At 64.7% G+C, this 23143-nt stretch carries 18 protein-coding genes and 1 pseudogene; 8 read left to right on the plus strand and 11 right to left on the minus strand.

The features are described 5' to 3' along the window. Together C7C56_RS15925 and C7C56_RS15930 are read right to left on the minus strand one after the other, a co-directional pair. Entirely contained in the window at positions 1-339 is a 339-nt protein-coding gene (locus C7C56_RS15925) for a P-II family nitrogen regulator (RefSeq protein WP_106758360.1), read from the minus strand. Positions 340-350: 11 nt separating this feature from the next. Beyond that, complete coding sequence (locus C7C56_RS15930; RefSeq protein WP_106758361.1) at positions 351-1109, minus strand: TorF family putative porin; 759 nt, start codon at positions 1107-1109, stop codon at positions 351-353. Positions 1110-1375: 266 nt separating this feature from the next. Here C7C56_RS15930 and C7C56_RS15935 point away from each other — a divergent pair, with 266 nt between their 5' ends. Further along, complete coding sequence (locus C7C56_RS15935) at positions 1376-1627, plus strand: accessory factor UbiK family protein (RefSeq protein WP_106758362.1); 252 nt, start codon at positions 1376-1378, stop codon at positions 1625-1627. A gap of 163 nt (positions 1628-1790) precedes the next feature. Beyond that, the gene (locus C7C56_RS15940) at positions 1791-2345 is read left to right on the plus strand and encodes a GNAT family N-acetyltransferase (protein WP_106758363.1); all 555 of its coding nucleotides are present in this window, start codon (positions 1791-1793) and stop codon (positions 2343-2345) included. 44 nt (positions 2346-2389) lie between these two features. On the opposite strand, the gene C7C56_RS15945 is transcribed toward C7C56_RS15940, so the two are convergent. The 4 genes and pseudogenes from C7C56_RS15945 to C7C56_RS15960 form a co-directional block, all read right to left on the minus strand. Next, positions 2390-2878, minus strand: coding sequence for a hypothetical protein (locus tag C7C56_RS15945; RefSeq protein ID WP_106758364.1), 489 nt, complete (start codon positions 2876-2878; stop codon positions 2390-2392). A gap of 235 nt (positions 2879-3113) precedes the next feature. Beyond that, complete coding sequence (locus C7C56_RS15950) at positions 3114-3737, minus strand: redoxin family protein (protein WP_106758365.1); 624 nt, start codon at positions 3735-3737, stop codon at positions 3114-3116. A 45-nt stretch (positions 3738-3782) separates the two neighbouring features. After that, positions 3783-5978 carry a protein-disulfide reductase DsbD family protein gene (locus C7C56_RS15955; RefSeq protein WP_219933169.1) on the minus strand — a complete coding sequence of 732 codons (2196 nt, stop codon included), beginning with the start codon at positions 5976-5978 and terminating at the stop codon, positions 3783-3785. Between the two features lie 240 nt (positions 5979-6218). Then, a pseudogene (locus C7C56_RS15960) lies at positions 6219-8072 on the minus strand (S8 family peptidase). Between the two features lie 367 nt (positions 8073-8439). Here C7C56_RS15960 and C7C56_RS15965 point away from each other — a divergent pair. The 6 genes from C7C56_RS15965 to C7C56_RS15990 all read left to right on the plus strand — a co-directional run bounded on the left by C7C56_RS15965 (position 8440) and on the right by C7C56_RS15990 (position 18623). Then, positions 8440-9957, plus strand: coding sequence for a YifB family Mg chelatase-like AAA ATPase (locus tag C7C56_RS15965; RefSeq protein ID WP_106758366.1), 1518 nt, complete (start codon positions 8440-8442; stop codon positions 9955-9957). A 63-nt stretch (positions 9958-10020) separates the two neighbouring features. Next, positions 10021-10566: a hypothetical protein gene (locus C7C56_RS15970; RefSeq protein WP_106758367.1), complete on the plus strand. Its 546-nt coding sequence runs from the start codon at positions 10021-10023 to the stop codon at positions 10564-10566. 18 nt (positions 10567-10584) lie between these two features. Next, positions 10585-11352, plus strand: a complete 768-nt coding sequence (locus C7C56_RS15975) for an ABC transporter ATP-binding protein (RefSeq protein ID WP_229458806.1) — start codon at positions 10585-10587, stop codon at positions 11350-11352. Further along, positions 11349-12914 (plus strand): ABC transporter permease, encoded by a 1566-nt coding sequence (locus C7C56_RS15980; RefSeq protein WP_106758368.1) that lies wholly within the window; start codon positions 11349-11351, stop codon positions 12912-12914. Before C7C56_RS15975 ends, C7C56_RS15980 begins: the two co-directional genes overlap by 4 nt. A gap of 80 nt (positions 12915-12994) precedes the next feature. Continuing rightward, entirely contained in the window at positions 12995-13339 is a 345-nt protein-coding gene (locus C7C56_RS15985; RefSeq protein WP_106758369.1) for a DUF1840 domain-containing protein, read from the plus strand. A gap of 553 nt (positions 13340-13892) precedes the next feature. After that, positions 13893-18623 (plus strand): carbohydrate binding domain-containing protein, encoded by a 4731-nt coding sequence (locus C7C56_RS15990; RefSeq protein WP_106758375.1) that lies wholly within the window; start codon positions 13893-13895, stop codon positions 18621-18623. A gap of 8 nt (positions 18624-18631) precedes the next feature. Here C7C56_RS15990 and C7C56_RS15995 read toward each other — a convergent pair whose 3' ends face one another. The 5 genes from C7C56_RS15995 to C7C56_RS16010 all read right to left on the minus strand — a co-directional run bounded on the left by C7C56_RS15995 (position 18632) and on the right by C7C56_RS16010 (position 23058). Beyond that, positions 18632-19414 (minus strand): phosphatase PAP2 family protein, encoded by a 783-nt coding sequence (locus tag C7C56_RS15995; protein ID WP_229458807.1) that lies wholly within the window; start codon positions 19412-19414, stop codon positions 18632-18634. Next, a complete protein-coding gene (locus tag C7C56_RS29955; RefSeq protein ID WP_229458808.1) occupies positions 19404-19643 on the minus strand; it encodes a hypothetical protein in 240 nt (79 codons plus the stop codon). The genes C7C56_RS15995 and C7C56_RS29955 overlap by 11 nt, the downstream gene beginning before the upstream one ends. A 12-nt stretch (positions 19644-19655) precedes the next feature. Beyond that, entirely contained in the window at positions 19656-21047 is a 1392-nt protein-coding gene (locus tag C7C56_RS16000; RefSeq protein ID WP_229458809.1) for a phosphoethanolamine transferase, read from the minus strand. A 90-nt stretch (positions 21048-21137) separates the two neighbouring features. Beyond that, a complete protein-coding gene (locus tag C7C56_RS16005) occupies positions 21138-22382 on the minus strand; it encodes a sensor histidine kinase (protein WP_106758370.1) in 1245 nt (414 codons plus the stop codon). Then, positions 22369-23058 (minus strand): response regulator transcription factor, encoded by a 690-nt coding sequence (locus C7C56_RS16010; protein WP_106758371.1) that lies wholly within the window; start codon positions 23056-23058, stop codon positions 22369-22371. Before C7C56_RS16010 ends, C7C56_RS16005 begins: the two co-directional genes overlap by 14 nt. Positions 23059-23143 lie beyond the last annotated feature (85 nt).

Raw genomic sequence — 23143 nt, forward strand, 5'->3', positions numbered from 1 at the left:
TTAGAGTGCTTCGTTGCCGGTTTCGCCGGTGCGGATCCGCACCACCTGTTCCAGGTTGTAGACAAAGATCTTGCCGTCACCGATCTTGCCGGTGCGCGCGGCCGTCTCGATCGCCTCGATCGCCTGGTCGACGATGGCGTCGTCGACCGCCGCCTCGATCTTCGTTTTGGGCAGGAAGTCGACGACGTACTCGGCGCCCCGATACAGCTCGGTGTGGCCTTTCTGGCGGCCGAAGCCCTTGACCTCGGTAACCGTGATGCCTTGCACGTTGATCGCCGAGAGGGCCTCGCGGACCTCGTCGAGCTTGAACGGCTTGATGATGGCGGTGATCATTTTCATAATGACCTCGGTTAGAAAGATTTCGAGATGGACAGGACGACGCCGGATTTGCCCAGGTTCTTGCCGTTGACGGGGCTCAGGTAGGCGTCGCTGTTGGTTTTGACCGCGGCCAGCGACACCATGACGCCTTCGATATCCTTGGTCACGCCGATTTTGTAGTCGTTGTAGGTGTACAGGTCGTTGTTCTTGACGTTCTGGCGGCCCGCGTGCAGGTTGAGCGTGAGGCCGGTCATGAGCTCGATGTTGGCGCCGATGTCGAGGTAGCCGCTGCCCTTGCTGTCGGCCGTGCCGAACAGGTTGGTGGTCGAATGCGAGTACTTGACGTAGGCCGGGCCGTAGCCGACCTGGCCGTACACCTCGACCGTGTTGGCGCTCGGGTTCAGGTCGTTCTCGGGGTACCAGTAGGCGAGCGCGCCCACGTCGTAGGTGAGGCCGCTGGCGATCTCGCCGCGCTTGCCCGCGTAGACGTCGATTTCGACATTGCCGCCGCCGCCGAAGTCGTTGGTCCACTTGATTGTCGAGGCCCACGCACCCACATACAAGCCGGTCGGGGAGTTGACGAAATCGACGCCGCCCTGCAGCGCCGGCTTCAGGCGCGACTGCGACAGGCCGCGGTAGCGGTAGTCGGAGGTGATCGCCGCGTTGTAGCTGATGACGTTGTCCGGCGTGGCGGCCGCTTCGGTCTGGGCATGGGCGGCGGGGGCGCCCAGTGTTGCCATGGCGAGGGTCACGGCGGCGGCCAGCGAGAGTGTGGAGGTCATTTTTTTCATGGCGATTTCCCTTTTGGATTGAACGAATTTTCTAGTTGCGGTTTAAAATCTGTTGTCGGCATGCAGAAGCACTCATGAACCTCTATAGCAGGAGTCATGCCAGCCCCGATATTTGCTGCATTGCGGTAGTTGTGCCGAAAGGAGCGTAGTATTAATGCATGTCAATAGTCATTCCGGCGCACCGACCTTGACGCGCCGCAAGTTCGCACCACTTTAACGCTCGGATGCACCACCATGGTGCGGATTGGCTACACTAAGGATTCAAGATGGACATGAACAGCTTTTTCAACGATCTGCAGGGCAAGATCAACCAGGCGATCGAAAGCTCGCCCGCCAAGGACATCGAAAAGAACGTCAAGGCGATGATGACCCAGGGCTTCTCCAAGTTGGACCTGGTCACGCGCGAGGAATTCGACATCCAGAGCCAGGTGCTGGCCAAGACCCGCAGCAAGCTCGACGCACTCGAAAAGCGCATGGCCGCACTCGAATCGCAACTGGCGGCGCAGCAGGCGCAATAAGCTCGATGGTGCGGCGGGGTTCGCGCCTGCACGATAAAAGCGAACCGAGCAAGCGGGCGGCGGCGCCGCCTTGACTTGTTGGACGGGCCAGGCCCGGTCTGGCGCCGGCTATAATTACCGGGAACAATAGAGCGTGTCTATTGGTAAAAATCCCCGGAATTGCATGACCTATTTCAAGACCCTATCGACGGCGCGCCTGACGCTGCGCCCGCCACGCCCTGGCGACAAAGACGCCTTGCACGCCCTGCATTCGGATCCGCGCGTCATGCGCTATTTCAGTGAACCGCCCTGGACCGACCCCGCGCGCGCCGCGCACCAGATCGACGAGGACGCCTGCGCCTTCGACCGCGAGGAGTATTTTCGTTTCGCCATCGTCCTCGATGAAACCCAGCAGATGATCGGCAATTGCACGCTGCACGCGCTGCACCGCCAGAACCGGCGCGCCGAGATCGGCTACGCCTTGCAGCCGGCGCAATGGGGCAAGGGGTATATGGGCGAGGCGCTCGGCGCGCTGCTCGCCTACGCCTTCCGCGAACGCGACCTTAACCGCCTCGAGGCCGACATCGACCCGCGCAACACGGAGTCGGCAAGCTGCCTCGAGCGGCTCGGCTTCGTCAGCGAAGGCTATATGCGCGAACGCTGGATCGTCGGCGGCGAGGTGTGCGACTCCGCGCTCTACGGATTGCTGCGGCGCGACTGGGATGCCAAGCAGAATTGAAGAGCAGCGTCGCTTGTACGCGCGGCCCCGGCAATCCGGATTTTCTACTTTTCCCCGCGCAGTTTTTCAACACCGCGCAGCGTCGACAGTTTATGGCGCATCGGCACTAGCAACAGGCTGACAACAACCCACAAGACGATGGCTGGATTGCCGGCCAGCGACAGAACCATCTTGCAAATGAGCCCTCGGTCACCTGAAACGGCGCATGTGCCGCTTGTCCATGGTACCCAGGCAAAATTATTGAGGAAGCCCCCTTGGGCCATCAGGTTGCCGTGTCGTGCAATATCGAACGCCAACAGTAGCGAGGCGGCGGGCAACCCAAGGAAAGTCAACAAGCCAGGCATCCGGACGAATTCCGTCACCGCGTAGGCGACCAGATACGCGGTGCCAGCCCATGCAAAGCCAAGCAGCGGATCTTGCAACACAATTGCAGGTTCGTACCACCGGGAGAGGATGGCTGCGAAGAACAAAAAGGTGCCAACGAACGTTATCGCGACGTGCCGGAGATGAAGCGGTTTACGTGGCAAATACATGGGTCAACAGTTCCAGAGGCTGATGTGAGAAAAAGCTTGCATTGAAAAATGCACATCAATTATGCACTTTTGCATAATTTTGCGGTGGGAAATAGCGGACTGCGTGCGAGCCGCGCCGCTGCCGGACAGGGCCAAACCGTCCACCGACGACACCCTCCATGACATTCGGTGCCGCGGCCGCGCTCGTCCGGATGCTCCAATCCCGGACGACGGCGCCGGGCCGGCGGTCCGCGGTTCAGCCCGCGTACTTGATGGAGCAGCCGTAGGGCTTGGTGCTGGCCTTCGCGACCGGCTTGCCGGCGCGGATCGAAGCGAGGGCGGCGGCCACGTAGTTTTCGGCTTTCGGCAAGTCATCCTTGTCGGCGGTCGGGATGCTGTCGATGCCGCCCTTGTAGACCAGCTGGCCGGCCGCATCGACGATGAAGATATGCGGCGTGGTTTGCGCGCCGTAAAGCTTGCCGATCTTGCCGGTCGAGTCGAGCAGGGTCGCGGCGGGCGCGGCATTGCGCTCGGCATTGAGCTTGCGGGCCGTTTCGCTGTCCACATGGCCTTGCTTGCCCGGCGCCGACGACACCACCTGCAGCCACACCACGCCCTTGGCGGCGGCGTCCTTCTGCAGATTCGGGATGTTGCCGCTCTCGTAGTGCTTTTCAACAAACGGGCATTTGTGGTTGGTCCACTCGAGCACCACCGTCTTGCCCTTGTAGGCGTCGAGATTGAGCGGCTTGCCATCGACCCAGACCGCGTCGAACGCCGGCGCCGGCTTGTTCAGTTCGGCGTTCGCCATCGCGGCCGATGCCGCGGCCAGAAAACCGGCGGTGACCGCTGCCTTGACCAGTTGCTTGATTGTTGACGACATACCGTTTCTCCTTGAAGTTTCAGTTGAGTTAAAAAGGCGCCGGCGCTATTTTGAACGCAAGGCCGAGCCGACGATGTCATGCGTCAGGATCTGGGGCAGCACAACTGCCTCAGATCCCGCGCCCGAGGGGTAGAACAGATACAGCGGCACGCCGCTGCGGCCGTATTGCTTGAGCAAGGCGCTGATGTCGGCATCCTGGTTGGTCCAGTCGCCTTTCAAATAGGTGATGCCCTCCTTGTGCAGCAATTCCTTGAACGCCGGCTGGCTCAGCGCCACCTTCTCGTTGACCAGGCAGGTGATGCACCAGGCGGCCGTCAGGTTGATGAACACCGGCTTGCCCTGCTCGCGCAGCGCGGCCAGCCGCGGCGGCGAATACGCCTCCCAGTCCTGCCCCGCGCCCCCTTGCGCCGTTTGCCCCGTTGGCGCGGGCGAAGCGGCCAGCAAGCCCACCGCCTGGAAGCTGAGGCCGACCGTGGCCAGGGTTGCCGCCAGCAGCACGCCGTTGGCCGCCAGCCGCGCCGCGCCGCTGGTGGCGCGGGTGCTGTCGAAGATCCACGCGATCAGCGCCAGCATGATCATGCCGCCCAGCGCCAGCGGCACCGCGTTCACGCCCGCCTGCTGCGCGAGCACCCACACCAGCCACACGGCGGCGCCGTACATCGGGAAGGACAGCGCCTGCTTGAGCCGCTCCATCCACAGGCCGGGCTTGGGCAGCATCCGGTGCAGCGCGGGCCAGGCGCTGATCAGCATGTAAGGCAGCGCCAGGCCGAGGCCGAGCGCCATGAAGACCAGCCACAGCACGAGCGAGGGCTGGGCCAGCGCGAAGCCGAGCGCGGCGCCCATGAACGGCGCCGTGCACGGGGTGGCGACAATGGTGGCCAACACGCCCGTGAAAAAACTGCCGGTGTGGCCGCCGCGCCTGGCCAGGCCGGCGCCGAGGTTGGCCGGGCCTCCGAGCGCGAACACGCCGGACAGGCTAAGGCCGACGACAAAGATCAGGTAGGCGACCCCGAGCACGAAATACGGCGACTGGAACTGGAAGCCCCAACCCACCTGCGCGCCCAGGTTCTTGATGACGATCAGCGCCAGCGCCAGCAGGCTGAAGCTTGCCAGCACGCCGGCCGTGTAGGCGAAGCCCTGCATGCGTTTCTGCGCGCTGCTCAATTCGGAATACTTGAGCAGGCCAAGGGCCTTGATCGACAGCACCGGGAATACGCAGGGCATCAGGTTGAGCACGATGCCGCCGGCAAAGGCGAGCAGCAGCGCGCGCCACAAGGTGATGCCGTCGCCGCTTGGCGCGGGTGCCCGCGCCACCGTTTTGTGGGGGCCGGGGCCGGGGCCGGGGCCGGGGCCGGGCGCGGCCGCGCCCGCGCCCAGTTCGACCGCGTGGACGATCGCGCTTTTGCCCCCGGGCGCGGTCTTTTCCTCCGCCACCAGCACGCCACGCACCTGGCCGCCTTGCGCGGGGGGCGTCTCGCCGGGGACAAGCCCGATCGTGAGCTGCTGCCCGTCGAGCCTGAACGATTGGGCGGCATTGTGGGCCGCCGTCCCCCATTCGGCCGGGTAGAAGCGCAGGGTGTGCCGACCGACGAATTCCGACGCGGACTTGCCGCCGACCCGCGCCGGCAAGGTCAGCCGCGCCTGCAGTTTGCCGTCCTGGCGCTGGTAGGCGGCCGGCCAGCCGACGGCCGGCGGGATTCTTTCCAGGGCCGCGTCGATGATCCGCTTGTGTTCGCTGTTCGCCGATGCCGTTGCCGCCACCGCCAGCGTGATCCTCAGCGTGGCGTCTTGCGGAATGCAGCTTTCCTCGCATACAAGCCAGCTCGCTTTCGCCTCGACCGGGATCACGCTTCCGATCGCCTGCGACGCCGGCACCGCCAGTTTTGTCAGCAAGACGACCTGGTCGGAGTAACCGTAGTTGGTGACGGGGCCGATGTCGAAGCGGCTTGGCGCGGGCCAGATGATGTCGCTTGCCGCCACGCCCTTTGGCAGCGTCCACTTGATGCTGGTGCTGGTGCCGGAGTCGCCGGGATTTTTCCAGTAGGTGTGCCAGTGTGGAATGATCTTTTGTTCGAGGCCCAGGTACACCGTCTGGCCGGGCGCCACGCTGGCGAATTCGCTGATCAGCCTCACCTCGACCTGCTCGGTGCGCGCGCGCTCGGGCGCGGACTGCGCTGCGGCGGCCAGGGGCGTGGACATCAGCGCCGCGGCGGCGAGCCAGCGAATGGTATCAATGAACATCAGGAAACTCCGAGCGGGCGTAAAGACGGTCAGCGCTGCTGACATATTACTATCGCCCCCATCCTAATTGGCCCATGTAACCAGATCATTTCCAAGACTCAAGGTTTTGTATCCTCATGTATCCAAGCGACATTCTGGCGTGCGGATGACCACGCCGGGCCTTGCGCGCGCGAATGATGCAGCCGATAAAAAAGGGACCGGCGCTTGGCCGGTCCCCTGCTTTGTTGCAACAGCGGCCGCTTACCAGCTCAGCTTGAGCGTGTACCTGCCGTTGGTGGCGCCGGTGCCGCCACTGTAGTACCTGACGCGCACATACCGGGCGTAGGTCGCGCTGTAGGGATTGGTGACGCTGACGGTGTCGCCCTGGCCCGCCGGGTTCTCGCTCGATCCGATCAGGCTGCCATTGCTGCTGTAGACGTACAGGTCGTAGTCGGCGCTGGACGATGCCATGGCCAGGGCCGCGGTCAGCCTGCGTCCGGGCGGCAGTTGCAGCACGAAGAAGTCGCTGTCGCTCGCGCTGCCCATATTGCCGTTCATGACGGTACCGCTGACCGTGACCGAATTGGCGCCGCCGAGCGTGCCATTCGGCTCGACCTCGTTGCTGCCGCTCGGAGTGGGCGGCGGCGGCGCTGGCGGCGTGACGGCGGCGCCGACCGCGCGCCCCGCATCGACGATCCCCGCGCCGCAACCGCCGCAGCTGGCCGGGAAGGCGCGCGCGGTCGATTTGAGCGTGCTCTCGATCTGGTCGGGCGTCAGGCCCGGGGTCTTCGACAGCATCAGCGCGGCCACCCCGGCCACATGCGGCGTCGCCATCGAGGTTCCCTGGTAATACGCGTAGCTGTCGGCGCCCGGCGTCGTGGCGCCCGCGTTGAGGGTCGAGAGGACGCCGCCGCCGGTGTCGCCGCCGGGCGCGGCCACATCGACCACCGCGCCGTAGTTCGAATACGAGGCGCGCCCGCCACTGCGGTTGCTCGCCGCCACGGTGACCACGCCGGCGCAGTTGGCCGGCGAGGCGCCGCCGGCGTCCATTCTCGAATTGCCGGCCGCGACGACCACCACTGCCCCACGCGAGCGCGCGCTGTTGATGGCGTTTTGCGTCGTGCTGCCGCAGGCGCCGCCGCCGCCCAGCGACATGTTGATCACGCGCGCGGGATTGGCGTTGGCCGGCACCCCGCTGACGGCGCCGCCCGAGGACCAGATGATGGCGTCGGCGATATCCGAGGTTTAGCCGCCGCACTTGCCGAGCACGCGCACCGGAACGATTTTCGCGTTGAAGGCGACGCCGGCGACCCCGGCGCCGTTGTTGGTCCTGGCGGCGATGGTGCCCGCCACATGGGTGCCGTGCCAGCTCGAATTCGACGCGCCCGAGCCGCTGCCGCATTGGCCCGATATGGTCGAGTCGCCCGGATCGCTGGCGTCGCTGTCGCGGCCGTTGCCGTCGGCGGCCAACGCCGTGTCGGTGATGAAGTCGTAGCCGCCGACGAACTGGCCGGCGAGGTCGGCGTGGGGACGATAGCCGGTGTCGATCACGGCCACGTTGACGCCGCTGCCGGTGGCGACATCCCAGGCCACATTGGCGCGCAAGCCGCCGGTGTTTTCGAAGTAATGCCATTGCTCGCCGTAGCGCGGGTCGTTGGGGGTGAACTGGGCGACCATGATGCGGTCCGGTTCGGCGTACTCCACGTCCGGATCGCGCGCCTCGAGTTCGCGCGCCAGGGCCGCCACCTCGGCCACCGCCATCCTTCTGCCGATCTGGACGATGTTGGCACCGGTGGAGGTGCCGTGCAGCGCCTTTAGCGCCACGCCGAACTGCTGGCCGGCGCGTTTCAGGATCGCCATGCGGAGCTCGGACATCGACGGCACGTGCGCCCGGAAATGTTTTCGTGCCGATTTGCCGTCCTTGTATTTGACGATCATGCGATCGGTCTGGCCGATCAGCATTTGCGCTTCCCCTTGCGCGGACATATCCGGTGCTGCCGCCAGGGCCAGCAGCGGACTGGCGCCGATCACTGCTGCCACGCAAATTTTCAACAGTGGTGGGGTGGTCGAATGCATTTTCCTCATTTCATTCCTCAGGTTTTTCTCGATTGACATCTGGTGGCGGACACAGCCGCGGCGACCGCTCCACCCTCTACTGCCGGGCCTGCCTTCGTTCGGGGATCGCTTGTGGCACGCGCATTGAAGACTAGATGAAAACCAAAATACCTCAGGGAAATTTCCAAACGGATTCGGTTGTTTAGCAACATTTTTCCGAAGAAACGGAGCTAATTTGGTGTTCAAAATTTTCCGCAAAATGAAAGCATTATGAGAAAGAATTTATGCACACATATCAGGTGTTGATGTTCTAAAAACTGTCGTGCAATCGGCCGCACCGGTCGCACGTTTGCTCACGCTCAATCGGGAGCGGCAAGCGACGCTTACCATCTGCCGGGTCTATCTCCGCCCCCTCCAGGATCCGCCCATGAGCCTTGCCGTACTGAGAAGTCGCGCACTCGCCGGCATGGACGCCCTGCCCGTCAACGTCGAAGTCCACCTCGCCAACGGCCTGCCCAATTTCACGATCGTCGGCCTGCCAGACGCCGAGGTGCGCGAATCGAAGGACCGGGTGCGCGCGGCCCTGCAAAACGCGGGCTTCGAGTTTCCCTCGCGCCGCATCACGGTCAACCTCGCGCCGGCCGACCTGCCCAAGGAATCGGGCCGCTTCGACCTGCCGATCGCGCTCGGCATCCTCGCCGCTGCCGGCATGATTCCCAAGACCCAGTTCGACCGCTACGAGTTCGCCGGCGAGCTGTCGCTGTCGGGCCAGTTGCGTCCGGTGCGCGGCGCGCTCGCCATGACCTACGCCATGCACTGCGGCCCCGAGAGCGCGCGCCGCGCTTTCATCCTGCCGCAGGCCAATGCCGCCGAGGCCGCCCTGGTCGGCGGCGCGGCGATCTATCCGGCCGCCTCGCTGCTGCAGGTGTGCGCCCATTTCGCCACCGCCGGCGGCGAGCCCGGCCTGGCGCGCTACACCAGCGAAGACAAACCGACGCCGCCCGAGTACCCCGACTTTTCCGACGTCAAGGGACAGGATCACGTCAAGCGCGCGCTCGAAGTGGCGGCCGCCGGATCGCACAGCGTGTTGCTGGTCGGCCCTCCCGGCGCCGGCAAGACCATGCTCGCCTCGCGCATGCCCGGCCTGCTGCCGCCGATGACCGAAGAAGAGGCGCTCGAGTCGGCAGCGGTGCAATCGCTGACGGGCCGCTTCAATGCCGCGTTGTGGAAAACCCGGCCGTTCCGCAGCCCGCACCACACCAGTTCGGGCGTGGCGCTGGTGGGCGGCGGCACGGTGCCGCGTCCGGGCGAAGTCTCGCTCGCCCACTGCGGCGTTCTATTCCTCGACGAGCTGCCCGAATTCGACCGCCGCGTGCTCGAGGTCTTGCGCCAGCCGCTCGAATCGGGCCGCATCACGATCTCGCGCGCGGCCCAACACGCCGACTTTCCGGCGCGCTTCCAGCTGATCGCGGCGATGAACCCCTGCCCGTGCGGCTGGCTCGGCCATAAATCGAACAAATGCCATTGCATGCCCGACACCGTGCTGCGCTACCAGGACCGCATCTCGGGCCCTTTGCTCGACCGCATCGACATGCAGATCGAGGTCGCTGCGATGCCGCCCGAATTGCTCAGCGCGGACGCCGACGGCGATACCAGCGCGGTCATCGCGGCGCGCGTGGCGGTGGCCTACGCGCGCCAGTTCGAGCGCCAAGGAAAATCGAACCAGCGCCTGAGCACGCGCGAGATCGACCTCCACTGCAGCCCCGATGAAGCCGGCCGCCAACTGTTGCTCAAGACGATGCTGCACCTGCATTGGTCGGCGCGCGCCTACCACCGCGTGCTCAAGGTGGCGCGCACCATCGCCGACCTGGGCGGCGCGCACGGCGTCAATTGCGATCACGTTGCCGGGGCGATCGATTACCGCAGGGCGCTGCGCGAACGCTAGCGTTGGCATGCCTGCGCTCCCTGCGACTTGGCGCGGCGCGCGCCATCCTGCTACCATCTGGCTATGCGCACAATTTCAATTAGAACAATCCTGACCTGCACCCTGGCGGCCATCGCCCTGGCCGCCTGCAGCCCCAAATACAACTGGCGCGACTACACCAGTCCCGACGCCCCTTACAGCGTTTTGTTTCCAGAAAAACCCATCAGCCACAAACGCACGATCGACCTCGACGGCATGCAAGTCGAGATGACGATGACGGCCGCGCAGGTCGACGGCATCACGTTCGCGGTCGGCAGCGCGCAGGCGCCCGACGCGGCCAAGGCCGAGGCGGCCCTGGCAGCGATGCAGACGGCCTTGCTGCGCAACATAGACGCCAAGATCACGAAGCAAAGCACGCGCGCGCAAGAAAAGACGGGGCCGTCCGGCCCGACGCGCTCGTCACGCGTCGACGTCGAAGCGACCGGCGCGCAAAAAGGCGTGCCGATGCGGCTGGTCGGGCGCTTCGAGGCGCGCGACAAGCGCTTCTATCAGGTCATCGTGATGGGCAAGGACAAAGTCGCGCCGCGCGAGCAGGTCGAGATGTTCATGTCATCGTTCAAGCTGCAGTAATAGGTCGACAGGACGCCCGTGAACTTGAACGACAGCCAGTCCGATTTTCCACAGCACGGCCAGGACGACGCCTTGCGCCTGCGCGGCGTGAGCAAGCATTTCGGCCGCCCGGCCGTCGACCGGCTCGACCTGAGCGTCAAGCGCGGCGAGCTGTATGCCCTGCTCGGGCCCAACGGCGCCGGCAAAACCACCACGCTGCGCATGGTCGCCGGCCTGCTCGCGCCCGACGCGGGCAGCATCGAAGTGCTCGGCGCCGACCTCGCCACCGACCCGGCCGGGGCCAAGCGCAAGATGGCCTACCTGCCAGACGACCCGATGCTGTATGCCAAACTCAAGCCGACCGAATACCTTGAATTCGTCGCCGGCCTGTGGGGCATCGCGCCGGCGCAGGCCGAGCCGCGCGCGCGCGAACTGCTCGACTGGCTCGACCTGAGCCGGCACGCGCACGAGCTGACCGAGGGCTTTTCACGCGGGATGAAACAAAAGCTCGCGCTCGCGGGCGCCCTGATCCACGCGCCGCAATTGCTGATCCTCGACGAGCCGCTCACCGGCCTCGACGCCGCCGCAGCGCGCCAGGTCAAGGACTTGCTGCTCGCGCACGTCAAGGACGGCGGCACCGTGATCCTGACCACCCATATCCTGGAGGTGGCGGAGCGGCTGGCCCAGCGCATCGGCATCATCCAGCACGGCCGCCTGATTGCGCAGGGCACGCTGGCGCAGTTGCGCGAGCAATCCGACGGCGGCACGCTCGAGGACGTGTTCCTGCACCTGACTGGGCAGCCATGACGCTGGCACCGGGCGGCGCGCTTTGGCTGCTCTGGCACGAGTTCCGGATCTTTCTTTACGGGCTCAATGCGACCCTCAACAAGGGCGCCGCCGGACGCCACATGAACAAACGCAATATTGCGGTGTGGTGCGTCCTGACCCTGCTGTTGCATGGCATCGCCTTCGCGATGCTGCTTCCCCTCAACGGCGGCGGCGGGCGCACGCTGGCGCCGCAGATGGCGATGGTCGCCACCCTCGTGCTCGCCGTCCTGTTCACGCTGATGCTCTCGGGCGCCCTCAAGTTCAGCGTCGAAGCCCTGTTCGAACGCGGCGATCTGGATCTGCTGTTGTCGTCGCCGATTTCCTCGCGCAGCATCTTCACGGCGCGGCTGGCCGCCGTGGCGGGCGGGGTGGCGGGCCTGTTCCTGTTTTTCCTCGCGCCGTTTGCCAACGCCGGCCTGGCGCTCGGCCAGTTCCATTGGCTGGCGATCTACCCTTCGATCATCGGCATGGCTGCGATCAGCGCATCCGTCGCGATGCTGCTGACGCTTGCGCTGGTGCGCGCGCTTGGCGTGCGGCGCACGCGCGTCGTCGCGCAGGTGCTCGGCGCGCTGTCGGGCACGATGGTATTTTTGTTTTCGCAGTTGTTTTCCGATGCGTTTGGAAGCGCCACCGCTGGCGTGATGGCGCGCATAAAGCCCATGCTCGCGCCGGGCCGCTGGCTGGGGCCGGAGAGCTGGGCGTGGCTCCCGGGGCAAGCCGTTCTGGGCGCGCCCTTGCCGCTGCTATGCCTGGTGATGGCCGCCTTGGCGATGTTCCTTCTGACGGTGCGCTGGACCCATGGCTTCTTCGTGCGCGGCCTGCAACAGGCCGTCAGCACCGTGCGCGCGTCCGAGCGGCCCGCCGGCGAACTTCGCTTCCACTTCGACACCAGCCTAACGCGCATCGTGCTGCGCAAGGAGATGCGCCTGATCCTGCGCGACCCGCAGCTCATTTCGCAAGTGTTGCTGCAACTGCTGTTCATCCTCCCGCTGGGGGGCATGCTGATCGTCAAAGGAAGCTCGGCGCTGGTGGGCATGGCCGCCGGCCTCGCGTTCCTGTGCGGCTCGCTGGCCGCCGCGCTGGCATGGGTCACCATCGCGGCCGAAGACGCGCCGGATTTGCTGCGCGCCGCCCCCTGCGGACAGGGCACGATCCGGCGCGCCAAGCTGGCGGCCGCGGCGCTTCCCTCGCTGGCCCTGATGGTGCCGCCGCTCCTGTGGACCGGCCTTTCGCAGCCGCTGGCGAGCGCGCTGATGTTTTTGCTCGCCGGCGGCGCCAGCCTCAGCGCGCCGCTGATCGTCCACTGGCTCGCGCGCCCCGCCGCGCGCGGCAGTTTCAATGCGCGCGGCAAGGGAAACGTGCTGTGCACGGCGTTCGAATTGGTCGGCAATATCTGCTGGGCAGCCCTGGCCTATCTGGTGTTGGCCGTCGCCACCGGCGCGCTTGCGCCGATGCCGTTCCTGTTCGTCGCCGGCGCAATCGCGGGGATCCTGGCCGGCATGCTCGGCCTCGGCTACCTGCTTCGACTGCGTCCCGCGTGAAGGTGCACACACGCAATAAATGACTGAAGCGCCGACTCGTGCTATCGTTTCTTCACTAACAACACATTCAGAGAGCTACCATGTTAATTACGTTCAGATCGAAGGCAGCCGCAGAAGTCGTGATGTACCAAGAACACGCGAAACGCATTCTCGAGCTGCTCAATAAAGACCTTCACCGTGGGGTCATCACGGCGGCCGAAGCCGCGCATGCTGTCGCATTGCTCGAACACGAGGTGGCCGAAAGTCGCAAGCACGCCGCCTCCGAAGAAGTCACGCGCGACGTCAACGCCCACCACGGCGAGGACGGCGATGACAACGACCACGAAGCGGCCGAAATGGTCACCTTTGCGACGCGCGCCTATCCATTGCTGGAAATGATGCGCGCCGCTAAGAGCGGTGGACACGACATCCTCTGGGGCGTGTAAGCATCCGTCGGCGCCCCGCCGCGCGGGACGCCGACCACTTTCTTGCCATTCAACTTTTCCGCTTTTCCGCTTTTCCGCTTTTCCGCTTTTCCGCTTTTCCGCTTTTCCGCGCGCGCCGACAGGGCGGACAAGTCGCCTTGACACCGCAGTCCTTCGTTTCGCCCCAACATTTTTTCCATCTCGCAATGCATGCCTTGGGGCGGCGCTTTCCCGCTGCGGCGAGACCCAAACAATCATGCCGAAAGTAGTATTACTACAACTAAGTCAATGCAATTGTTGACATTTAGGAATCGAGAAGGTAACGTTATCCGACTATACACCGCGTTTGACGCCCGCCGATCACGCGCCGTGGTAGTAATAATACGTCACAGCCCAGAGACCCGAAAAGGGCAGCCAGGACGGAGACACCCCCCACGTTTTTCAAGTCGCATTCGCCCGCGAGGCCCCGTCGCGCCCTTTTTTCGGGCGCCTGTGCGGCCATCGGTGCGCGTCCGGCTGTTTCGAATTTTTCGTGAGTAGTTCCCTGATGGTCATGCCTTTAAAGGAGTTTCACATGGTTTTTCGTAAAAAGCCGCTGGCGCTTTGCCTAGCCGCCATTTTTGCCGGCGGCATCGGCAGCACCGGCTGGGCCGGCCCGATCCCGGCCGCGCACCTGTATCACAACCACATGCCCAATTTCTGGCCCTTCTATGCGGTCGATGTCATGGCCAAATACAACGCGACCGCGCTTGGGGCGCCCGTGCGCTACCTCTACGACGGCGAGGTCATCGCGCTAAAGCAGAATCCGCCATCCGGCTACAGCTATTTCCTGCCCGCCTCGCTGGGCGGCGCCATCATGCCGCACGACGACTTGGTCGCCTACTACTCGCACGATGCCAAGACCGGTGCCTACCAATACTGGCCGATGCAGGTGGCCAACGAGATGCAGAACTGGTCCGGCGCCAAGGGCCAGGTGCATGTGACGATGTCGGGCGCCGTGATCAACAATGTGCAGAGCCTGACGACGCTGCAGAACGTGCCCGGCTATTCAGACAGCAATTGGGGCCAGCGCTGGGCCGACACCTTCAGCACGCTCAAGACGGTCAACAACCAGCGCACGCTCGACACCGTCCACTTCACGGGCCACCATACGATGGGGCCGCTGGTGGGCGCCGACTATTTTCTCAAAGACCTGATCTACCAGAACGTCACGCTGGCACAGCCGCATTTCCTGGGCAGCAAATTCGTCTCCTCCAAGGGCTTCTTCCCCACCGAACTGGGGTTTTCCGACCGCCTCATTCCGACGCTGGCCAAGCTTGGCGTTCAGTGGTCGGTGCTCGGCAATAACCATTTTTCGCGCACGCTCAAGGACTACCCCTACGCCACCTACGACGCGACCGGCGACACCATCGTCTCGCCGCCGAACCGGGCCGACCTGCGCAACACATCAAGCGTCGGCAGCTGGGTCGCGGCCCAGATGGCGCACGAGCAGCAAGTGATCGTCAATAAATTCCCGTTCGCCTCGACCCCGCACTGGGTGCGCCATGTCGATCCGCACACGGGCGCCGTGAGCAAGATCGCCGGCATTCCGGTGAGCCAGAACGGTTCGTGGCTCGAGGGCTGGGAAGGCTCGACCACGGTCGACGAGATCGCCCCGTACGCCGCGCTCGAGCCGCGCCAGTTCTTCGTGGTGGCGCACGACGGCGACAATTCGAGCGGGCGCGCGGGCGCGCTGTCGACCTGGCAAGCCGGCCACAGCACAACCTGCGCCGGCAACGGCTACTGCCTCGGCATCGACGAGTACCTCAAGGCCAAGCCGATCCCCGCCACCGACGTGCAACACGTGCAAGACGGTTCCTGGGTCGACACGCGCGACTCCTCGTCGGACCCGACCTGGTACCACTGGCGCCTGCCGTTCCTGATCTGGAAGGGACAGTTCGCCGAGTTCAATCGCGTCAACGGCACCAACCTGAGCCCGAAGGTCAATTTGAAGGGCTTGCAGGAGGGGGCCACCGTCTCGTTCGAATACGGCTGGCATTATCTCGAGCGCAATTTCGCACTGCTGCAGGCGTCGATGAACTACGCCAAGACGTCCGAACAGATCTGGCTCGACGCCCACCCGGCACATTGGTCGCCGACCACCGCGCTAGACAACCAGGTGACCCACCCGGGCAACCAGCTCAACCCGTGGATGATGTCGTATCCGGTCAAGGGCAACGCCGGCGCCGACTACGCGGGCGGCGCCAACCCGGCCGAGCTGGCCTGGTATTTCTTGCTGCCGGCGATGGATTCGGGTTTCGGTTACTACGATGAAAACAAGGACGATTCGGTCAAGCCCACGCTCGCCTTCAACAATTCGTTGGCGTTCTCCAAGCCCTATGTGGCTGCGCGGCTGCCGCAGGACCGGACCGGACCGTCGATGTGGTGGCCGCAGCGCTATCCGTACAATCCGGGCTCGGTGAATGCCTCGAAGGCCGAGGGCTGGACCGTGCAGCACTACAGCAATGATTTCGCGATCTACACCTACGCCTACGACTTGTCCGGCATAACCAACGCGACGGTCAAAGTGCGCGTTCACGCCAGCAATAACATCAGCGCCATCGACGACACCTACAAGGTCTTCGATCCGGCGGCTATGGTAGGCAAGCCCGGTTTGTCGGTGACGCCGGCCAATGTCGGCGCGTGGCAGTCGTATCCGATGCAGGTGCGCGACTTGCGGCCGGACATGAACGGCGTCGCCTGGAACGCGCCCACGCGTGACACGCTCGCCGTGTTGCCGGCGCAGGAGACGGGCGATTTGTACTACACCTACCTGTCCAACTACCGTAACCAATTGCTCGACTATTACATCGAGCTGACCGATGCCAAGGGCAATGTCACCAAGAGCGAGATCCAGCAAGTGCATGTTGGCGCGGGGACGTATTCGCCGAGCGCCACCGGCTCGGGCTTCGTGGAAAACACCAATGGCACGGTGCAAGGAGTGTATCCCTTCCTGGTCGTCGATTCGACGCCGCCGAGCGCGCCCGGGCCCGTGACATCCTCGCAACTGACCGATCGCTCGGTCAAGCTCGCATGGACGGCGTCAACCGACAACGTGGCGGTGACCGGCTACAAGGTGTTCCGCGACAACGTGTTGGCCGGCAGCACGACGACCAACAGCTTCACCGATTCGGCGCTGTCGGCCTCCACCGCCTACAGCTACACGATGCTGGCGTTCGATGCCGCCGGCAACCAGTCGGGAAGGAATACGGGCGCTAGCATCACCACGCGCGCGCCAGATGCGATGCCGCCGACGGTGCCGGGCAAGCCCGTCGCGTCGGGCTTCACATCGAGCTCGCTGGTGTTGGGCTGGACCGCGTCGACCGACAACTACGGCGTCGCGCAATACAACGTGCTGCGCAACGGCGTCAAGATCGGCACCAGTGCCGTCACCAGCTTCAGCGACACCGGCTTGTCGCCGGCGACCGTCTACAACTACACCATCGAGGCGGTCGATGCGGCGGGCAATGTGTCGGCGCAGTCGGCGTCCACCGCGGCCACGACCGCACCTGGCAACGTGGCAAAAGTCTACTACCGGCTGCCGGCCGCATGGTCCATGGCGAATATGCACTTCTCGCCCACCGGCGGCACCTGGACCGCCGTTCCCGGCGTGCCCATGTCGATCGCATGCGCGGGCTGGGCCATGCATAGCGTCAACCTCGGCAGTGCGACCGGGCTCCAGGCCGCCTTCAACAACGGCTCCGGAAGTTGGGACAGCAACGCGGGCAAGAACTATGCGCTGGGCAGCACCATCTCCAGCGTTGAAAACGGCGGCGTCACGAGCGGGGTCAACCCATGCGACATCGACACGCAGTCGCCGACCGCTCCCACGGCTGTTGCGGCCGCCGCGATCGACGCCAACACGGTCTCGGTGTCGTGGAATGCGTCGACCGACAATGTGCGCGTCGCCGGTTACTACGTCTTCCGCAACAACGTGCAGATCGCGAGCGTCGTCAATGGGACCGGACACGTCGACAACACGGCGGCCCCCGCCACGGGCTACAGCTATGCCATCAAGGCATACGATGCGGCGGGAAATATTTCGGGCATGAGTGCCGCGGCCGCCGTCACAACGCCCGTCAAGCCCGATACGGTCGCGCCATCGGTGCCGGCGGGCCTGATCGCGTCGGCCGTCGGCTCAAACTCGGCCGGCATCAGCTGGTCGGCATCGACCGACAATGTCGGGGTCGCGGGCTACCAGCTATTGCGCAATGGCGTGCCGATCGCCAGCACGGCCGCGCGCAGCTTCAACGACAGCGGCTTGGCCGCCGGCACCAGCTACAACTACACGGTCAAGGCGCAGGATACGGCCGGCAACACCTCGGCGGCCAGCGCGGCGCTGGTGGTAACCACCACGCCCGTCGGTGGCAACTCGGCAACGGTCTACTACAGGAACAACGCCAACTGGGCGACGGTAAATATCCACTACGCGCCGACCGGGGGCAACTGGACCGTGGTGCCGGGGCTTGTGATGGAGACGGCTTGCACCGGGTGGAAGTCGAAAGTGATCGCGCTTGGTGCCGCGGGCGGCCTGCAGGCGGCGTTCAACAACAATGCCGGCACGTGGGATAGCAAGGGGGGCGCCAACTATGCGATGGGCACAGGCATCTCCGCGGTCAATGGCGCGGCGCTTACCACCACCAACCCCTGCACCGGCGGCGATATCCTGCCACCGAGTACGCCAACGGCGCTGGCGAGCAATAACGTCGGGTCGGGCGCGCTTGGTCTGAGCTGGGCGGCGTCGACCGACAATGTCGGCGTCAGCGGCTACAGGGTGCTGCGCAATGCGGTGCAGGTTGGTTCGAGCGCCACCAACAGCTTTACTGACACCGGTCTGGCGGCGTCGACCAGCTACAGTTTCACCGTGCTGGCCTTCGATGCGGCGGGCAACACCTCGCCTGCGAGCGGCGCGCTGAGCGTGACGACGACGGCCACTGCCGGCTGCCAGGTCCGCTTCACCACGGCCAATGCCGCCACGGTGACGGGGCAATCGCTGCGCGTGGTCGGCAATGCCGGCGCCCTGGGCAGCTGGGCCCCGGCGGGTGGGTTCGGGCTGACGATCCAGGGCAGCGGCGCCAACGTCCCATGGAGCGGAACGGTGACCTTGCCTGTGAACACGACCGTGCAATACAAGTACGCGAAGTGGAACGGCACCAGCGCGGTCTGGGAAGGCAATCAGGCAACCCCTTCGGGCAACCGCGAGCTGACCACGCCGGCAAGCTGCGGCACGGTTCTTGAACGCAATGACGGCAACTTCAAGTTCTAGTTCTAGTTCTAGTCCCGCTTCTTGAGCGGGAGGCAAGGCCGCAGGCGGGGCGCTGTTTCAAGCGGAACAGCGCCCCGCTCCTCGCGTCGGACGACCAGCGCATAGAGCAGCGAGGCAATCGCGCAAGCGATCCACACGGACCACAGCGTATGCGTCAGAAAATGGGCGCCGCGCATTTGCTGCAGCCATCCAAGGGCGATACCGGGCATCAACATGGCGCCCGCCATCGACAGTGCCGCGCGCGGCCGGTGCGGGAGCAAAACGACGCACAGCGACACCATCCACAATGCCGTCGATGCATGGCCGGCGGGCATGCAATGACCTGCCTGCGCCCCCGGCGGCAGCGCATCGAGCAAGCGGACATACGATTCGGCGCCGCCGTAGCGCCGCGGGTCCCACGGACAATGCGAGGCGCTGGCGCGTTTGAGCGCGCCGATCGCAAGCGGCACCAACACGGCCGACAGCGCCACCACGCGCATGCGCAGGCGCCACCACGGCCGCCACCGCTTGCGGGCCGCCAAGGCCTCGAGCGCAACGGCAAGCACGATGGCGAGAACGCCCAGGCCGGTGAACAGCAATTTCAACAAATCATGGCCAAACCGCTCGGCGAGCCATGTGTGGCGCCACGGAAAAGCGCGCCCGGCAGGATCGAACATGGCGTCGGCCAGCATCAGGTCAATGTTGGTGAAGGCGTCGAGTCCGATCAGCACGAGCGGGCTCAGGCACAGCAGCAAGATCGCTGAACGCTGCGCGCCGGCAGCCGGCGCTTGCGCCGCCGCCTCAATGGCCATTCGTGCACGCATTGAAGATGTCGAGCGCGGGGTTGTAGACGGCGGTGTTTATGTTCAGCATTCCGAGAACCGAATGGAACACATTATCGTGCGAAAACTGCTGGCCGCTTCTGGCCGCGAGGCAGTCATTGTCAATGGCGAAACGGTCGCGGAAACCGGCGGAGAGCCACAGCATGAAAGGGGCGTGGCGCTGCTCCGACGGCGCGATGAAATACGGCGCGCCATGCAAGTACAGATTGTTCTAGCCCAGCGACTCGCCATGGTCCGAGAAATACACCAGCGCCGTGTCGACATCGTCCAGCGACGCGCTTTGCCGGAGCGTGTCGATGGCCCTGCTGCGGAAATAGTCCGTGTACCGGATTGTGTTGTCGTAGGCCGCGACGATCGATTCGCGCGAGCATTGGTCCAGTTCATTGGTTTCGCACACCGGTCCGAAGTGCTTGAACGCACCCGGGTAGCGCCGCCAATAGGCCGGACCATGGCTGCCTTTCTGATGCAGTACGATCAGCATGTCCTGCCCGCCGCCCCGTATCAGCTCCGGCAATTTCGTGAGCATGCGCTCGTCATCGCACTCATCGCCATCGCACAAGGGCTCGCCCGGCGTCGGCGTCGACCAGTCCTCGTGCGCGACCCGGTCGCACGCCCCCTTGCAGCCGGAGTTGTTATCGCGCCAGAGCACGCTGAAACCCGCATGCGCGATTACATCGAGCAACCCTTGTTGACTGCGGGGCTTGGTGTCCGTGTAGTGTTCCCGCCCCAGACCGGAGAACACGCATGGGACCGACACCGCCGTTGCCGTTCCGCACGACTGCATCTGCGAAAAGTTGATCAGGTCGCGCTGCCGCGACAGCAGCGGATTGGTCTCGCGCGCGTAACCATTGAGCGAGAAATTATCCGCGCGCGCGGTCTCGCCGACCACCATGATGGTCGCCGTGCGGCGCCGGCTGCCGCGCCAGTGTTCGCCCTTGATGGCATCTGTGCCGAGCGGCGCCACGGCGAGCGGACGGCGCGCCATCTGTTTCAGATAGCCGTTCACGGCCTGGATGTAATTGGTCGGAGTCAACAAGAAACGCAATTCGCGGTGCTCGCGGATGGTGGGGGCGAGACTCTTGAAAAAAATGAGCAACAGGGCCGACGCGATGACGATCGACACGCCGACCGTCGTGGCCTTGCCCAACAAGTCGCGCCGCAGGCGCGGGAAGGTCGGCTGGGAACAATAGGCGACCGCCAGCGAGGGCACCACCCCAAGCAGCAACACCGTGAGCAGCAACTGCCAGTTCAAGAGTTCACGTGCTTCGAACACATCGGTTTCGAATAAATTCTGCACCATCGCCTTGTCGATATGGGTGCCGTAGGTGCTCATGAAACAGCTGGTCGCCGCGCTCAACATGAACAGGATGATCAGCACCGGTTTGATCACAAACCGAAAATTGACCAGGGTGAGGACGGCGTTGAAGACGAGCAAGATCACAACGAAGGTGCCAAGCAGCAGCGGCATGGTCCGCAGCGCCAAGCCACCGGTCGCGTGCACGAGGGCGCTCCAAAAATTCAGGTTATCGAACAGCAGCAAGAACGTTGCTGCCAGCAAGGTCAGGAGGCGCGCGTCGATGCGCCGCAATGTGGAGAAGGTCACCCGGGTTTCCCGTTGCAATGCGCCAACCGGGATGGCGGCGCGCGGAACCGAGCATAGCGAAGGGCGGTGCAGCCTTTCGTCAAGAAACGGTCAGGATTTTGTTAAGTCCTGCGGGAAGCGCACTTCGATGACGCTCTCACCGCTGGCGCGGCTGCTTAGCAGCAACACGGCGCCAAGGAAATCGCAAATACGCCTGACCAGCGACAGGCCGAGCCCGGTTCCGTCCGAACCGCGCAGCGCCAGCCCGGGCTGGCCGTCGGCCAAGGCGGCGCGGACCTCCGCGGGCAGGCCGGGTCCGCTGTCCTCGACCACGATGGTGCGCGGCCCGAGCCGGACCACAACGGCGCCGGCCTCGGTGTATTGGCAAGCGTTCCTGATCAGGTTGCCCACCACCGCCCGGCACAGTTCGGTCGGCGCGTGCACCGTGAAGTCGTCGCCCCCCGCAAAGCCGAGCACAACCGGCTTTGCCACCACCAAACCCTGGAAACGCAGCACCTCGTCTTGGCATACCTGACTCGCCGACAACGGCGGCATCGCGATCAGCTCGGGCGAGCGCGCAAGGAGCAACAGGATGCTGACGCATTCGGCCGCCTCGTTGGCGGCGCGCAGGATGCGCTCGGCCGGCGCCCGTTCCGCCGGCGACGTGGTCGGCCGCGCCAACAGTATTTCGGCGGCGCCGATGATGACGGTGAGCGGCGTGCGCAATTCGTGGCTGACGTCGCCCGTGAACAGGCGCTCGCGCTCCAATACATCGCGCAACTGGCGCGTGTGGGCGGCGAAGGCGCGCGACAGCACGCCGAGCTCGTCATGGCTGTCGAGCAAGGGCAGGTCGTCCGAACCGGCGAGGACGGCACTGGCCAGGGTTGTGATCGGCGTCACGACGCGGTGCGCGACAAAGCCGCCAAAGAGCATCGATAAGGCGAGGAAACCCAAAAACCCGAGCCCAAACAGCGAAAAGACGACCAGCTCGACCTTTTCGTAATCGCTCTCGTGGTCGACCACCACATAGTCGCCAGCGCCATCCTTGCCGGCAAAGACGCGCAATCTGATGCCGTCGACCGCGACTTCCTGCACGCCGGGCGGCAAGCGCCGCAACGAGGTCGGAATCGCATCGCCGTGATGAAAGCTCAGACCGGTCGGCATCTCGACCGGGAGCCGCCCCGCGTGGCGTGGCGATGCCCAGGCGGCGATTTCGGCGAGCCGGTCGTCGACCAGATGCACCTCGATCCCTTCGACGGCCACCACGGCAATCAAGGCGAACAGCAACGACGCCCCGGATGCGAACGCGAGATAGGCAACTACGATGCGCCGGCGCAATGATTCAGCGCGTCTCATGGGTGTTGACCAGTTTGAATCCGACCCCGGAAACGGTGCGCAACATGGGAACGGAAAAAGGCTTGTCCAACGCCTGGCGCAAAGCATGGATATGGGTGCGCAAGGCGTCGCTGTCGGGGCGGTCGTCACCCCATACCTCTTGCTCGAGCGTCTCGCGCGACACCAGTTTGGGGGCCTCGCGCATCAGACACTTGAGAATGACAAAGCCGGTCTTGGTGAGCGCGATCGCCTGGCCCGCGCGCGCCACTTCGTAGGTTTCGGTATTAAAGCTCAATTCGCCGACGCGCAGGAGCGCCGCGCCCGCGCTGTTGCCGCGCGAGCGGCGCACCAAGGCCTTGAGCCGGATTTCAAGCTCGATCATGGAAAATGGTTTGACCAGGTAATCATCGGCACCGCTGTCGAAGCCGGCCACCTTGTCTTGCAGCGTGTCGCGCGCGGTCAGCATCAGGACCGGGGTCGCATTGTTCAGTTTGCTGCGCAGTTTCTGGCAGACTTCCAGGCCGCTGAGCCCCGGAAGCATGACGTCCAAGACGACGACATCATATTCATTGCACGCCGCCAGTGCGAGTCCCTGGTAGCCGCTCGCCGCCGAATCGAGCACATGGCCCTGGGGCGCGAGGAAATCGAACAGGTTGGCCTGGATGTCTGGATTGTCTTCGATGATGAGTATGCGCATGCGGTATTCTAGCCCGCCTTTGGCGCGGAGGGCAGCGGACAAAAAAAACCCCCACTGGCACTGAACGCGATCTTGAGCGCGTTCA

It is taken from the genome of Massilia glaciei (genome assembly GCF_003011895.2).
Lineage (GTDB): Bacteria > Pseudomonadota > Gammaproteobacteria > Burkholderiales > Burkholderiaceae_D > Telluria_A > Telluria_A glaciei.